The sequence below is a fragment of the Bartonella sp. LJL80 genome (genome assembly GCF_054871565.1).
The window spans coordinates 368,657-384,592 of sequence record NZ_JBTXLM010000004.1; the positions used below are offsets into that span (position 1 = coordinate 368,657).

Genomic DNA, 15,936 nt, shown 5'->3' on the forward strand with positions numbered 1-15,936 from the left:
TCAATTATCTTCATCTTTCGCGAGATAGCGCGGAAAGATCGGTTCAGGTTGCGGTAGGGTCGCTCCGATTTGCATTTCGCCGTCGGTCACGTAGCGCAAGCTGCGCTCACCCTGCCCCACGGCCAGAATATCCAAGAGCTTGCCCGCGGATTGAGGAATGAACGGACAAACCATGATTGCAACGCGCCTCAGCACTTCAACTGTAACATATAGAACAGTATCAAATCGTTCGGTGTCAGTCTTGCGTAAAGCCCATGGCTCTTCACCGGCAAAATACCTGTTTGCTTCCGCAACAACGGCAAATATAGCGGCAAGAGCAAGATGCGGAGATTGCTTATCCATAGCTTGGCGAGCGGTTTCCAAAGCCGAGGCGCATTGCTTTAATAAAGCTTCATCTTGGGGCAGAAACGCCTTAGGCGTTGGAACAATACCACTGCAATTTTTGGCGATCATTGATAGTGATCGTTGAGCTAGGTTTCCCAGATCATTGGCAAGATCAGCATTGGTTCTATTGACGATAGCATCATGGCTATAACTGCCATCTTGACCGAAAGAAACCTCGCGCAGGAAGAAGTAACGTACCTGATCCAAGCCATAATGTTCGACCATTGTAAAAGGATCAACAACATTACCAACGGATTTCGACATTTTTTCTCCGCGGTTCAGCAAAAAACCATGGGCAAAAACGCGTTTAGGAAGTGGGATGCCGGCAGATAACAGGAAGGCTGGCCAATAAATGGCATGGAACCGGATGATATCTTTTCCGATTATATGTGCATTTGCTGGCCAAAAGTCTTTTTTTGCTGCGGTTTTGTCCGGGAACCCAACGGCTGTAAGATAGTTTGTCAAAGCGTCAACCCAAACATACATAACATGTTTTGGATTGCCAGGCACCGGAATACCCCAATTGAAAGTCGTACGCGAAATCGAAAGATCTTTAAGGCCGGACTTTACAAAGCTTATGATTTCATTTCGACGTTCATTTGGGCCGATAAAATCTGGATGTTGCTCGAAATAATCAAGAAGAGGTTTTTCATAACGGGAGAGGCGAAAGAAATAGCTTTCTTCTTCATTCCATTCAACGGGGGAGCCTACCTCTTTTTCACGACGGATACCATCTTCGCCAACCTCTGTGTCGCTCTCATCGTAATAAGCTTCCTGCCTGATGGAATACCAACCTGCGTAACGGTCGAGATAAATGTCGCCATTGGCTTCCATTAACTGCCATAGGGCCTGACAAGCTGCAAAATGACGTGGCTCGGTGGTCCTGATGAAGTCGTCATTGGAGCAGTTCAATGTCGCAAGCATCTTTTGGAATACAGCGCTATTGCGATCGGCGAGCTCTTGCGGAGTAATACCCTCCTTCTCTGCCGTTTGCTGCATCTTCAATCCATGCTCATCAGTTCCAGAGAGAAAGAAAACATCTTTATCATCGGCTCGTTGAAAACGCGCCATAGCGTCAGTTGCTATCGCATTGTAAGCATGCCCGATATGAGGATTGCCGTTTGGATAGAAAATTGGCGTTGTTATGTAGAATTTCTCACGCATTGTAAGCTCGTTTTCAAATAATGTTTTCTTTTGATACTGACATAACGGCACTTGGCTGGATTGTCACGAAAAAAGCATGTGCAAACTTATGGGTGAAGCACCTTGTGGAGCTTGAAAAGCAGATTAATAACGAATTGCTTTTTATCTAAATTGAATGCCTCTGTTTGCGCAATTTCATCCGATGTCTCACGCCATAGAGAGGCATGACGATTGGATGCGGAAATGTTACCAGCTTCAGCATCGGCAGTTGCCATTTGGGCTATGCGGTCTAGCAGATCATCACAAAATTGTTGAAATTGTACAGTGGCTTCCCTGCCCGATAGAGCATGACCAAGGCTCTGTGCCCTACCCGGATCAAAAACCTTTTGGCTAAGAATTTCGTCTTGCGTACGTGATATTTCCAAACCGCCATAACATAGAAGCAACGCCGCTTTCCGCACGCTGCCATTTGATTTTTTTATGACGGTATCGAGTTCACTCTGCGCGGGAAGATGATTGGGCAGAACGTGTTCCAATGCTTTTTTCATGTCACTGGAACCCAGAGTGCGGAAATTAACTGCGTGACAGCGCGATCGTATGGTCGGTAGCAAGCGACCAGCGAAGTGAGAAATAAGTATAAAAAGCGTTTTTGCGGGTGGCTCTTCCAGCGTCTTTAATATGGCGTTTGCTGCATTCCTATTCATATCGTCAGCGGGGTCGACAATGACAACGCGCCAACCACCATCATGCGAAGTTTGATTAAGCAGGTGATGAACATCACGAATATCCTCGACCGAAATGCCGGTTTTGAATTTTTCCGTTTTAACATCAAATCGTCTTGATATATGAGCCACAGCAGGGTGACTGCCCTGTGCTATTTGTCGCCAAATATTCGAGCTCTGATCTGGTTGAACGAATCCGGTTGACATATTCGAAATGACATTCCACGCCAATTGAAAAGCCAGGGTTGCCTTTCCTATGCCTTGAGGACCTTCAAATAATAATGCATGATGCAAATGCCCCTCCCGACGTATTTGCGACAAAAAATCTACAATACGACTGTGACCAAACAATAAGGTATTTTGTGAAGGCAGCAATACGCCATCAATGTCGTCATATTGCCGGGGTATATTGAGTTCAGTCATGGCTGCTATTGCTTTTTAGGTATTCGTCACAGATGTTGGCTATCTGCGTCGCTATCTGTTCAATAGTTTGGGTGGCATCTATAACATTACATCGCTTCGGGTCGTCATGGGCTATTTTAAGGAATGCTTGTCGCCTCAGCTCTTGGATTTCTAAAGTATCTTTTTCAAAACGATCAATATCTGTTCCAACGGCTCGCCGTTCCATAGCGCGCATCATCCCCTGCTTCGCAGGAATATCCAAAATGAATGTTAGATCAGGAAAGCAGCCATCAATGGCAACACGTTCAAGGATTGTGAGATAACTATCTTCACCTGACGACTGTAAACCTTGGTAAACCCGCGTTGAATCGATAAATCGGTCGCATAAAACTATTTTTCCCGCTTCAAGTGCCGGTGCGATGAGACCATCGACATGGTCGGCTCGGGCAGCTGCAAAAAGGATTGCTTCGACAGCTGGGCCATATTTTTCAGCAATTCCAGAAAGAAGAACGTGCCTCACCGCTTCGGCTCCAGATGTGCCACCTGGTTCTCGTGTGACTAAGACGTCAAAGCCTTCACCTTTAAGATGGTTTTGCAACGCTTTGATTTGTGTGGACTTTCCTGCCCCTTCACCGCCTTCGAAGGTTATAAAACAGCCTTTCACAGCTTACCCTTTTTCAATTTGTTCTCACTTCAAAAGTATTGACGCAGCCAGCCCACGGTCAGTTCATACAAAGCATCTTGCGTCTTGCCTGCCAAACCTGTTTCAGAAACATCAGCTGCGGTATAGACTGCGCTTTGAACCAAGACATTTTTGCCCGCTAAAATCTGCAACATACCAATCTTGGTATCGCTTTTTATCGGAGCATCCAGTGGACCATGATAGACGATTTTTGCCCTGATAACAGGCGCTTTTTCATTTGCAAGCATAATACCAACCGGTGATTTAACAATAACAGGTACATGCGTGGATTGACCACCAAATACGCGAGCATAACCTATAACATCACCCGTGTCATAAACGAGTTTTCGGTCAAAACCTGTCAGGCCCCAATTAATGAGCCGTACGGATTCGCTCGTTCGATCTTTATCTTTTTTGGAGCCATTCAGTACCAGAAATAACTGCCTGTTATTTTTTTTAACAGCCGCAGCTATAGAAAATCCCGAACGTTCGCTGAACCCAAGTGCAAGGCCCTCTGCACCGATATCCAGATTCATAAGTGGATTTTTATTGCGTTGAAATATCTTGCTCCACGTAATCGCGGGCTCTCGATAGATTGTATACATCTCCGGATAGGTCAGTGCGATGTGTCGTGATAATTTCGCCATATCAAGTGCTGTCGTATACTGCCCCTCGGCTGGAAGACCTGTGGCATTAACAAAATGGCTGTCAGTCAATCCGATCTCTTTCGCACGTTCATTCATCAATTTGGCAAATTGATTCTCGCTACCCGCTACGCCTTCTGCCAATACAATTGCAGCGTCATTTCCATTGACGACAATCATACCGCGTAGCAAATCCTGCACACTGATGCTGCTATTTAAAGCAGCAAACATCGTCGATGTTCTTGATGGCGCGCCACCGGTCCGCCAGGCGTAATTGCTAACGGTGAATGTTTGTTGTGCGGTCAATTGATCTTTCTGGATGAGATGAAAGATAACCTCTGCCGTCATCAGTTTTGCCAAAGAAGCAGGTTCAAAGCGATTGGACGCATCTTTTTCGTAAAGCACGGCGCCAGTTTCACCATCTAATAACAATGCTTGCGGTGCTGGTGTCTGGAATGTTTGAGCTGATAGCGTCGTTGCTGACAATCCATAAATCAACAGAATAATTAGATGGGTAATGAGCGAGCGCATGACAAATCTCCGATATTGGATTTATCATCACAAACAAACAAAACAAACAAGTGCTTATTCAGTGCTTCGTACAAGAAACGCATCTGTAGCGCCGGAAGCCCAAGCTAAACGAAGTGCATCATCGGGATTGGTGAAACCTGTCAGCTTTAAGTGATAAGAAGACCCCAGTTGTTCATCCGTTGTTTTTTCTACGGAAACAGAACCTGCATTTTGTAAACGGCTACAAAGAATTGCAACTTTGCTCTTGTCTGTAAAAGAGCCTAACTCTATTGCTTGGATCTCGTCATCATTGGAATAATGTTCTGTCGCTGGTGATAAAGCAGTATTGAACCGCTCAAATACTGTGGGGTTTGTTTTTTCTTCTGCATAGGCAGCCCATTGTGGCGCCTGCGGTTTTTCTGTCAATACCGGTCCGACCTGAGGTAGGTTGGGAATAGCTGTGTCAGTCGCCGTATTGACAACTCCGCTGAAGGCCTCTGCTGTACGCTCACTCTCAGAACCACGTTTTATCTCGGACATAGCAAGCAAAACGTCAGAAGCGTTGCCGCCGGGCTTATAAGAGGCCATGAGATAGGCGTCATCATTTCCTTCTACCGGCGCTTTTCCAACGTATTCGACTTTAACATTCGCAGTCCCGCTATCCTTATAATCCAACATTTTGGCTGCTTGTTTTGATAGATCAATGATACGATCCTTTGCATAAGGTCCCCGATCATTTACCCTTACAATGACGGAAGAGCCATTTTCCAAATTCGTCACACGTGCGTAACTTGGTAGTGGCATTGTTGGATGGGCGGCTGTTAGATGATGCATGTCATAGGTTTCGCCATTGGCGGTTAACCTGCCATGAAATGTAGAACCGTACCAAGATGCGCGGCCGATTTTTTGATAACCGTGTTCTTCTTTAGGATAATACCATTTTCCCCTAACACGATAGGGCGTGCCGACAATGGCCCGTCCGCCCCCGCGTACGACGTCGGATGTTTTTGTCATAGCGGGTTTAGGTATCGGTATAGCGCCATATTCACGCGCGCTATCAACATTGGTTTTTTTAACAAGGCTGTTTGCCACATCTTTCGCACTGTTGGCACAAGCCGAAAGTGCTATTGCAGAAAAAGTAAACAACAAACCAGGAATGATTTTTTGCTTCAATATGTGTTTATACTGTTTAGTCCGTAAAGGCATCAGTCAGTCCGCTTGATTTTCCCATCACGAAAAAACGAGATGGCTTACCCTGTAGAGCTTACGTGCAATTTCAATGTGTGCGGAACATAACTCAATCCACACGCCATGCTTGTTCAATTAACATAACATTAAGAAACATTTAAGATTGGTAAATGGGAATCGCCACCATTTTTAGCAATATCGTTAACGCGCAAGACACCGGTTTATAGGAGGATAAGAAATTGTTGGCGGAATAGCTTGATGATCACAAATCTATCGGCTTTTGACAATCAGATCGTTGATGGACGAGAATTTTCTTGTCGCAATACGCAATAACATATTCCGAATCGTTCATTTGACGTCTGAGCAAGATTTAAATCAATCTCACTCAACTTAATCGTTTGGTTTTTTATATGGAAGAACGTCATTTTTAGCCGATGGTGTATCGTTTGGCATAAGGCCGACTAGGAAAACCAAAATCTAAATAACAACGCTTGCTGTAAAAACTACCGAGATGTTGGAAGAGATTTAAGAGAAGATGTGGTGAGCGCGCAGGGATTCGAACCCTGGACCTACTGATTAAAAGTCAGTTGCTCTACCGGCTGAGCTACGCGCTCTCCTGCAGGTTAGTTCCTGCTGAAAGTGCGCGGAACATACGGTCGACTTATCGTTTGGTCAACACCTTTTGAGAAAATATTTTTGATTGTGCAAAATAATTAGCTGATTGGGGTTAATGGAAGCCATAATTAAGTTTTTTAAAGATTTATCTTCGAGCCATCGCATCCTTTCATCATTTGCCGCGTTCTATTATTGAAGTACATGAAAAGGAGCGTAATCGTGAATATACAGCAGCAAATTGGTGAACATTTTGAAGTTATAGGTGCGGATGGCGTACACGTTGGTACAGTCGATCGAGTTGAGGGGGACCGCATTAAACTGACAAAAACCGACAATGGACAAGCCCAGGGAGAGCATCGATATATTCCATTGAATCTCGTGGCAGACATCGAAAATCAAAAAGTGCGCCTATCAGCCAAAGCTGATGTTGCCGTGACGCTGGAAGATGCGCATTAAATTTTCGCTGACGGAGAAACAAGATAAAGGTGGCGCCAGCCACCTTTTTTATTTGTTATGGCAATGACAGAATGGTCGTATACGCTTATAGTCGCCTATCTTTTGATAGAAGTTGAGCGGAGACAGATATGACTTCAACTGCAGAAAATGATGTGATTGTTACCGCTGCAATGATCGCGATTGGAGATGAGCTCCTTTCTGGTAGAACAAAAGACAAAAATATTGGTTTTCTCGCTGAAGAGCTTAACAAAATAGGGATTGATCTTAATGAAGTGCGAATCATTGGCGACGACAGAGGGAAGATAGTTAAAACCGTCAATGAAATGCGTTCTGCTTTCGATTATGTATTCACCTCAGGCGGTATCGGCCCGACACATGATGATATCACTGCAGAAGCAATATCCCATGCGTTTGGACACCGATGCATATTTGATGATAGGGCCGACGCTATTTTGAGCCAATATTATCAAGGCAGAGGACTGGAATACACTGCGTCGCGACGTATGATGACACGAATGCCCGAAGGTTCGAATTTAATAGAAAATAGCGTATCGGCTGCGCCCGGATTTGTTATAGACAATGTCTATGTGTTAGCCGGCGTTCCTTCAGTGTTTCGAGCAATGTTCAACACTGTTTTACCTAATCTCCGTAGAGGGTCTCCTTACCAATCTATATCAATCCCCTGCCCGTTTGGTGAAGGAACGATTGCTGAGAAATTGCAGCTTATTCAACAAGCACATAAGGACGTCATTATTGGTTCCTACCCCCACTATGATGAAAATGTATTTTCGCTCGATATAGTAGTTCGTTCGAGAACGGTTGAAGCACTCAAACACGCTGCTGCTGATGTGCAAGCGTTGATAGGAGAAATGGAACTGGCATCATGATGATCCGGTAGCATTTATGCGCAATGAAACTGGGTATTGTCTGCTTGTAATGTTGTAATTCTTCACTAAATCAGCTTAAAACGCGCCAACGCAAATTAAACTCGTTAGGAGCATTGACATGTCGCTTCCAGACAAAGCCTTCCCTGTAAGCTGGGATCAGTTTCATCGTGATGCGCGGGCTCTGGCTTGGCGTATCGCTGGCCAACGAAAAGAGTGGCGTGCTATGGTCGCGATTACGCGTGGAGGCTTGGTGCCTGCCGCGATTATTTGTCGCGAGCTCGGTATTCGCATGATAGAAACAGTCTGCATTGCTTCATATCATGATTACCTCAATCAATCCGAGATGCAGGTTCTCAAGGGGATCAGCGAGGAATTGAAGGAAAATGGCGGTGAAGGTGTGCTTGTTGTCGACGATCTAACGGATACAGGAAAAACCGCCAAGATCGTTCGTGACATGATTCCCAATGCCCACTTCGCCACTGTGTATGCCAAGCCTCAGGGGCGGACATTGGTTGATACATTTGTCACGGAAGTCAGTCAGGATACTTGGATCTATTTCCCGTGGGATATGGGCTATACATTCCAAAAACCTATCGCTGAATCACATTCCGGATGAATACGCTGATCTGTGCCATGCATCCTTTTTGGCGATAAGAAGCTGATGTATGTCTCTCTTGATCACTATCGCGGTAAACATTCCTTTAGAATAGCCGTTCGATATTTTTGCTAAAAAGGGGCCTAATAGGGCCAACGGATACTCACATAAAAAAACAGATATCATCAGTCTATCGCAGGAATCGTTTTAGACGTCATGTCTCTCTTTAACAGTCTATGTTGAAAGCCAAGATTACGACTTTGCAAAACACGTATCCCATCCCCTGCTTACAGCGCTGATAATAAGGCGGCTATTTAAATCGCCTACATGATTAGCAATACTTGTAAGATAGATTGGCAGTTATATCTCGCTATGTTTCGATCATATGGCGCAGTTTGAAGCTAAAACCGCGAGATGGCTTCATCCGGTTTTACAGTCTGAGGCAGAGTTAGCGATAGAACGACGAGAGAAACTAAGCAGAAAAATCGATACAAGCCGTTCAAGCGTTGCATTCGATCAAACAACTAGGCTCGTCTGCTGAAAAACGAGAAATTCACAAAAAAGGTAATAAAAAAGGCCCCCTCGGGCCTTTTTTTCACGATCCGGTTATTAATTGCCGGATTTCGCTTTTTCCTGTTCCGCACGCATACGGTCTTCGATTTCTTTCTGTTTTGCTTGAACAGCTTGCTGAAGCTTCATCTGTTCAGCTTCAAAATCCTTTTCCTGCATTCCAGGGCCGGTATAAGCGGCAGTGAAACCTTCAAGTGAGATTTCAACGGGATTAGGGGCGCCGCGGAAATTGATCGTTGTAATAGTCAATTTCGAGCCTGTTTTCATGGCACTGATGAGCTTGTCGTCAAAGGTGTCATTTGCAATACAGCTAGGTCCGTTACAGATTACGTAAGGAATCTTCTTTACAGGGCCATCACCAACTTGAACGTGGACCCCTTCTGGAATGAAGCGACCGGTCGGAACCTGAATGCCGATGCGTTTTTCATTCTGCTTACCCTTAACCTCAACAAGATTAACAGCTGTCAACGGTTGTCCTGTGTTCGAAACAACTGTGTTCATCGTGTTGCAAACATCAACATCCTGTTGCTTGCTGCACACTTTATACCAGCCCTGAGGCATGCCCTGTGCATTGGCGGTGCCATGTGACGCAACAAACAATGCAGCAGCGCCAGCCAATGCTGAAATAGCAGCGTAGGTCTTTTTATGGGACATGATCAGGCAAATCCTTTCAATGCACGAAAAAAACAATCCCGAAAGGGAAACATCCAATTTGTCTTAGTGCCTGAATTGCAATTAAGGCGACAGAATGACGTTTCCTTCCTTTAGCGGCATTTACACAAGATTAGCATAAAAATCCAGCGTTCGAGCCAAGCAAATCACAGATTGCATCGATATCCTGCCAAGGCAAATCACTTACGGTTTATCAATGTGGCATTCGTTTATTCAAAATCTATACGAAAAATCATAAAACTTGCCCATAAATCCACTAAATAGGGTAAAAATGATCGAATCATCGCTGTTTCTAGAGATAGGTTGTTTATGGACATTGCCCGTATATCCAGACAATTATTCGCTGCTGTGTGCGTATTTTTCTGTGTGCAACTCGTAAATGCTTACGCTGAGGGCATTGCGATGCATGGGGAACCTGCACTCAGGGGTGATTTTGACCATTTTCCTTACGCCTCTCCGGATGCTCCCAAGGATGGAAAGATCACCTATGGCGTGGTTGGTACGTTTGACGGATTAAACCCTTTTGTAATCCGCAGCTTTAGAACGACCGCTCGTGGGCTCTTTGCAGATGAACAGTTCGGCGGGCTTGTATATGAGGCCATGATGGTGCGCTCAAGGGATGAACCGTTCACTCTTTACAGTCTCATTGCCGACCGCGTTGACCTCAATGACACGCGCACAGAAATAACCTTCCATATTAATCCACGGGCGCGGTTTTCTGACGGTGAACAGATAACGGCCGAAGATGTGCTTTTTACGGTCGAACTGCTCAAGGAAAAGGGCAGGCCGCCGTTTGACCGTTATATGAAGCGAATTGAACATGTAGAGAAAATTGATGACCTCACGGTCAAGCTAAGTTTTCCTGCGTCTAAAGATCGAGAATTTCCGCTGATTCTTGCAAGTAGTATTCCGATTTTGCCTAAACATGCGATCGATCCAGAAACTTTTGAGCAAAATGGGTTGAAACCGATCCCTGGCAGTGGGCCATACGTCATTTCGCGGGTCGATCCGGGAGAACGCGTTGTCTACAAGCGCAATCCGGATTATTGGGGAAAGCATCTTCCAGTTAATCGTGGCCTTAACAATTTTGAAACTGTGCAAATCGAGTATTTTCGTAATGATAATACGCGGTTTGAGGCTTTTAAAAAGGGTATTCTTGATGTTTTTATTGAAGAGCCAGCCAACCCTAATCGCTGGAGATTATCATATGAATTTCCGGCGGTCAGAGATGGTCGAGTTATAAAGGAAAACATCAAAAAGGGTACGCCGGCGGACATGATCGGATTTGTATTCAATACAAGACGCCCGATGTTTTCCGATCGGCGCGTACGGCAAGCCTTGTCACTCGTTTTCGATTTTGAATGGGTTAATCAAAATCTGTTCGATGGCGTTTATAGCCGTACAGAAGGTTTCTGGTCGGGTTCTAATCTGTCTTCGGTCGGTATCGCTGCATCGGAACGGGAAAAGCGGCTGTTGGCCCCCTTCCCTGAATCTGTCTTGCCAGAAGTCATGGATGGGACTTGGCACAGCGCAAAAACCGATGCATCGGGTATGGATAGAAAATCAGCGCAAGAGGCATGGAAATTACTCGTTGAAGCGGGATTCACTCGTGAAAACAATAAAGCAATTGCACCGGATGGCAAACCGCTGCACTTTGAAATCATGACACAGACTTTGGAAGAAGAAAAAATTGCTCTCGCCTATCAGAGGTCTCTAACAAGAATTGGTGTTGATGTCGAGGTGAGGACGGTAGATGATACACAATATCAAAATCGTCTTGGATCATTTGATTACGATATGATTTTTGGAAAGCTAAAAGCGTCTCTATCTCCAGGCAATGAACAGTTGAACAGGTGGGCATCTTCATCGCGTGATATTGAAGGGAGCTTTAATTTTGCGGGCACGGCAGACCCGGCAATTGACGCGATGATCTCTGCGATGCTTAACGCCCGTTCAAATGACGATTTTGTTGCTTCTGTCAGGGCATTGGATCGTGTACTCATTTCGGGATATTATTATCTTCCTCTATATCACCTTCCCTATCAGTGGGTTGCGCGATGGTCCTACATAAAGCATCCCGATTACACATCACTTTATGGCTACCGGCTTCCCGCTTGGTGGCATGAATAATGGAACTCACGCCATGACTAAGCCACTCATTTACATTGATATTGTTTCCGATCTCGTTTGCCCGTGGTGCTATCTGGGGCGCAAGCGATTGTTCAAAGCGCTTGACAGCCTCGCAGGTGTTGAAACCCAATTAAATTGGAAGCCATTCCAACTGACTTCTCAAATGCCTATTGGAGGGAAACCCTATCAGCTTCATATGAAAAGCATTCTAGGGAGTCAGAGCGCCGTTGATGAGGCAGAAAAGACATTGTCTGAACTCGGCGAAATTGATGGAATCATGTTTGATTTCGAAGCAATCCAGATTGCGCCCAATACCTTGGATGCTCATAGGGTGGTTTATTGGGCATCTCAGGATGCTAACGGAATCCAGGATAAACTCGTGGCTGAGCTGTATTCGCGTTATTTCGAACAAGGCCAAAATATTGGGGACCACGCGGTGCTAGTGGATGCTGCTGCGGCTGTTGGCATGCGTGCAGACGTTGTTGAGAAGCTTTTGCAAACCGCTATTGACCGCGATACGATCACACAAGATATCATGACGGCGTCGAACATTGGTGTTCGTGGTGTTCCATGTTTTATACTTGACCAAAAATTTGTCATTATGGGAGCGCAGCCAACCGAAGTTCTGGCTGACGCAATTCAGCAAATAGCAGACGGTTTCGAACCCGGAACAGCGGAAGATCGCTGAGCCACAGCGTATAGACATTGCGTTTGAAAACTTTCATGTTTACCTGATTATCGCTTGATAAACCGGGCTATTGTCAAACAACTATTCCATTGTAGCTCCTATACCGCGAAGAAACACGGTATCAGACGGATAGAGCGAGGTTCTTCGTCACCCTACCCTGCATTTGCAAGTTTTGCCAACTGTGTCATGATTGTTGCAGCTCCGTTTAAACGTTTGTCTGCACTCGGCCAGTCACGAATGAATACGATGCTTTGATCTGCTCTGATCTTAGCCATGCTGCCTTGCTCGCCTATCCACTTCACTAAACCTACGCCGTTTGCAAAATTATTATCTCTAAATTGTATGACTACCCCTTTCGGGCCAGCATCCAATTTTTCGACATTGGCGGAACGGCATAGAGACTTGATGTAAACCACTTTAAGCAAGTGCTGAATTTCAACCGGCATAGGACCGAATCGGTCAATTAACTCTGCCCCAAACGCATCAATCTCGTTGAGATCCTCAAGTTCTGCAAGACGACGATAAAGCCCCATACGTAAAGGAAGATCCGGAACGTAGGATTCCGGTATCATAACCGCTGTTCCTAACGATATTTGCGGAGACCATTGGCTGCTGACAACTTGGGAACCATCTTTAAGCTCCGCAACCGCCTCTTCCAGCATTTGCTGATAGAGTTCGAAGCCAACTTCTTTAATATGCCCTGATTGTTCTTCACCAAGCAAGTTGCCGGCTCCGCGGATATCCATGTCATGGCTTGCAAGTTGAAAACCCGCACCCAAGGTATCAAGCGATTGCAATACCTTCAAACGACGGTCTGCACCGGGTGTGAGGACTTTTCCACTTGGCAGTGTGAACAATGCGTATGCGCGTTGCTTTGACCTCCCTACCCGTCCGCGTAATTGGTAAAGCGCTGCCAAACCAAACATGTCGGCGCGATGCACGATAAGTGTATTTGCTGATGGGATATCCAAACCGGATTCAACAATTGACGTTGAAAGAAGGACATCATATTGACCATCATAGAACGCGTTCATGATATCATCAAGTTGTCCCGGGGGCATTTGGCCATGCGCCGCGGTGACCTTTAGCTCCGGTACATGCTGTTGCAAAAATTCCTGAACGTCGTTGAGATCGGATATGCGTGGACAAACATAGAAGCTTTGACCGCCACGGTAATACTCACGCAGTAGAGTTTCGCGTACAATCAGTGGATCGAACGGCGATATGAAGGTACGTACTGCCATACGATCGACTGGCGGCGTTGTAATGAGAGACAATTCACGTACACCAGTGAGCGCCAATTGCAATGTTCTCGGAATGGGCGTTGCAGACAGTGTTAACACGTGTATGTCTGTTTTCAGGTCTTTCAGCCGCTCTTTGTGTTTTACGCCAAAGTGCTGTTCTTCATCTATAATCAAAAGACCCAGTCGCGCAAAGTCGATTGATGATCCCAGTAAAGCGTGCGTACCAATGACGATATCGACAGTTCCATCTTTGACACCGGTTTTAACGCCCTGCAACTCTTTGGAGCCGACGAGCCTAGACGCATGTCCGATCTTGATAGGTAGGCCCTGAAAGCGCGCAGCAAACGTTTTGTAATGTTGTCGTGACAATAGTGTTGTGGGAACGACCACAGCGACCTGATATCCATTCAGCGCAGCAACGAAAGCTGCACGAATTGCGACTTCTGTTTTTCCAAATCCAACGTCACCGCAAATAAGCCGATCCATTGGCTTACCCGCAGCCAAATCATCAAGCACCGCATCAATTGCCCGCAACTGGTCTTCTGTCTCCTCGTAAGGAAAACGGGCTACAAATTCGTCAAACGGTCCGAGAGGCGGTGTTAATGCAGGTGCACCGCGCATAGCACGCTCAGCCGCTATGCGTATTAGTTGACCCGCAATTTCCAATAGTCGTTTCTTCAGCTTTGCTTTGCGCGCCTGCCAAGCTACTCCGCCCAGCTTGTCGAGTACGGCGCTTGTACCTTCTCCACCATAGCGAGAGAGTAGCTCAATATTTTCTACAGGCAGAAACAGCCGATCGTCTCCGGCATAATGGATTTCCAAACAATCGCGTGGAATACCCGCTGCCGTAATCGTTTTTAATCCAATAAATTTACCGATGCCATGATCAACGTGGACAACAATGTCTCCGCTATTTAATGTCGTCACTTCGGAAATGAAATCTGCATTGCGTTTGCGACGTCGAGCCGAACGGACAAGACGATCGCCGAGAATATCCTGTTCTGCAATAACGACGAGATCTTCAGCAACAAACCCATGCTCAATCGTAACAACACCCGCTGTGATACGATCTCTTGGCGTCGCTTTGACAGTGTGTAATGAACTGACTTTCTCAATCTTTTTTAAACCATGCTCATCGAGTACTTGCAGAAGTCGATCAAGAGAACCTTCGCTCCAGCCTGTAAGCAGCACTTTGCTTCCGCTTGCGCGCAGCTCGGCTATATGATCGACCACGCTTTCGAATAAATTCTTATCTTCAGCGTTTCTTTCCTCTACGAAATCATATCCAGGTGATGTTTTGCTATGAACGACAGCATATCCCGACGATTCTGGGACATTAAACGGGGTCAAATCCACTCTTTGTCGACATTTTTTGGCAAGCTCAAAAACTCTGTCCGGTGATAAATAGAGGCCATCCGGCTCGACAGGATGATAAGGCATTGCTGTGTCTTTACCGCCTTGCTGTTCTTTTCGAGCTTGATAATAATCCTCGATCAGTCGTCGGCGCTCGACGAGCGCTTCATCAACCAAATGTTCAAATACTATCGGTATTTCACCGATGTAATCAAAGAAACTATCCAATTTACTGTAAAAAAGCGGCAACCAGTGTTCCATGCCGGAAAACCGCCTTCCCTGTGATATCGCTTCATAAAGCGCATCGTCCCGTTGGGCTGCTCCGAAAGTTTTTATATAGCTGGTTCGAAACTGGCTTATCAATTCCGGTGTGAGTGTAATTTCACTCATCGGCTGCATCGAAAACTCTTTTCGCGTCTCGATAGTGCGTTGCGTTGCTGCATCGAATGCACGGATTGTTTCCAAAGTATCGCCGAAAAAATCCAAACGCATGGGGTCGTCGCCGCCCGGTGCATACAAGTCGACAATCCCACCGCGAACTGCAAACTCGCCCACATCCCGCACCGTAGCGACGCGTTCAAATCCATTTCTCTCCAGGTGATGGATTAGCCGATCCATATCGACAGTCTGACCGGGCCGCACTTTCAGGAGCTGTCCGTCAAGTAATGATCGGGGAGGAAGCTTTTGCATAACTGCATTGGCAGTTGTTAGAATTATTGCTGGATGCGGTGCTTTTAGGAGCGCGGCAAGGTCGGCCAATGCCGCCATTCTTTGCGCAGATATGGCAGAACTCGGTGAAACACGGTCATAGGGTAGACAGTCCCACGCAGGAAACTGGAGAACGGGCAATTGCGGCTCGATGAATTCCAAGGCTTGTTTAAGATCATCCAAGCGTTGACCATCTCTGGCAACAAAGACTAAGGGGCCTTTGTTGCCTAGATCCTGTACCAAACGAGATAGGATGAAAGGCTCATAACCGTCAGGAACACCGTCAAAGAGGATGTGACGCGTGGTCGTATCTGTAAATGTGATTTTTTTAAAAACGGACATG

12 protein-coding genes and 1 tRNA gene are annotated in these 15,936 nt (G+C 45.9%); 5 read left to right on the forward strand and 8 right to left on the reverse strand.

Annotated elements, in window-relative coordinates; genetic code table 11:
- The 6 genes from metG to ACYSNS_RS08520 form a co-directional block, all read right to left on the reverse strand.
- Positions 1-1,548 carry a methionine--tRNA ligase gene (gene metG, locus ACYSNS_RS08495; protein WP_461722707.1) on the reverse strand — a complete coding sequence of 516 codons (1,548 nt, stop codon included), beginning with the start codon at positions 1,546-1,548 and terminating at the stop codon, positions 1-3.
- An 86-nt stretch (positions 1,549-1,634) separates the two neighbouring features.
- The gene (locus ACYSNS_RS08500) at positions 1,635-2,672 is read right to left on the reverse strand and encodes a DNA polymerase III subunit delta' (protein WP_461722708.1); all 1,038 of its coding nucleotides are present in this window, start codon (positions 2,670-2,672) and stop codon (positions 1,635-1,637) included.
- On the reverse strand, positions 2,665-3,315 hold the full coding sequence (tmk, locus tag ACYSNS_RS08505) for a dTMP kinase (protein ID WP_461722709.1): 651 nt from the start codon (positions 3,313-3,315) through the stop codon (positions 2,665-2,667). The genes ACYSNS_RS08500 and tmk overlap by 8 nt, the downstream gene beginning before the upstream one ends.
- Positions 3,316-3,344: 29 nt before the next feature.
- Entirely contained in the window at positions 3,345-4,508 is a 1,164-nt protein-coding gene (locus ACYSNS_RS08510; RefSeq protein ID WP_461722710.1) for a D-alanyl-D-alanine carboxypeptidase family protein, read from the reverse strand.
- A gap of 54 nt (positions 4,509-4,562) precedes the next feature.
- Positions 4,563-5,693 (reverse strand): septal ring lytic transglycosylase RlpA family protein, encoded by a 1,131-nt coding sequence (locus ACYSNS_RS08515; RefSeq protein WP_461722711.1) that lies wholly within the window; start codon positions 5,691-5,693, stop codon positions 4,563-4,565.
- A gap of 520 nt (positions 5,694-6,213) precedes the next feature.
- Positions 6,214-6,289, reverse strand: a tRNA-Lys gene (locus tag ACYSNS_RS08520).
- Positions 6,290-6,509: 220 nt separating this feature from the next.
- Between ACYSNS_RS08520 and ACYSNS_RS08525 the strand changes: the two genes are divergently transcribed.
- The 3 genes from ACYSNS_RS08525 (at position 6,510) to gpt (ending at position 8,249) form a co-directional block, all read left to right on the forward strand.
- Positions 6,510-6,746 (forward strand): DUF2171 domain-containing protein, encoded by a 237-nt coding sequence (locus ACYSNS_RS08525; RefSeq protein ID WP_461722712.1) that lies wholly within the window; start codon positions 6,510-6,512, stop codon positions 6,744-6,746.
- Positions 6,747-6,874: 128 nt separating this feature from the next.
- A complete protein-coding gene (locus ACYSNS_RS08530; RefSeq protein WP_461722713.1) occupies positions 6,875-7,633 on the forward strand; it encodes a competence/damage-inducible protein A in 759 nt (252 codons plus the stop codon).
- A 118-nt stretch (positions 7,634-7,751) separates the two neighbouring features.
- Positions 7,752-8,249, forward strand: a complete 498-nt coding sequence (gpt, locus tag ACYSNS_RS08535; protein ID WP_461722714.1) for a xanthine phosphoribosyltransferase — start codon at positions 7,752-7,754, stop codon at positions 8,247-8,249.
- Positions 8,250-8,837: 588 nt separating this feature from the next.
- Here the strand turns inward: gpt and ACYSNS_RS08540 are convergent.
- Complete coding sequence (locus ACYSNS_RS08540; protein ID WP_461722715.1) at positions 8,838-9,452, reverse strand: invasion associated locus B family protein; 615 nt, start codon at positions 9,450-9,452, stop codon at positions 8,838-8,840.
- A gap of 420 nt (positions 9,453-9,872) precedes the next feature.
- Between ACYSNS_RS08540 and ACYSNS_RS08545 the strand changes: the two genes are divergently transcribed.
- Positions 9,873-11,600, forward strand: a complete 1,728-nt coding sequence (locus ACYSNS_RS08545; protein ID WP_461722716.1) for an extracellular solute-binding protein — start codon at positions 9,873-9,875, stop codon at positions 11,598-11,600.
- 13 nt (positions 11,601-11,613) lie between these two features.
- On the forward strand, positions 11,614-12,288 hold the full coding sequence (locus tag ACYSNS_RS08550; protein WP_461722717.1) for a DsbA family oxidoreductase: 675 nt from the start codon (positions 11,614-11,616) through the stop codon (positions 12,286-12,288).
- Between the two features lie 152 nt (positions 12,289-12,440).
- Here ACYSNS_RS08550 and mfd read toward each other — a convergent pair whose 3' ends face one another.
- A complete protein-coding gene (gene mfd, locus ACYSNS_RS08555) occupies positions 12,441-15,935 on the reverse strand; it encodes a transcription-repair coupling factor (RefSeq protein ID WP_461722718.1) in 3,495 nt (1,164 codons plus the stop codon).
- Position 15,936 lies beyond the last annotated feature (1 nt).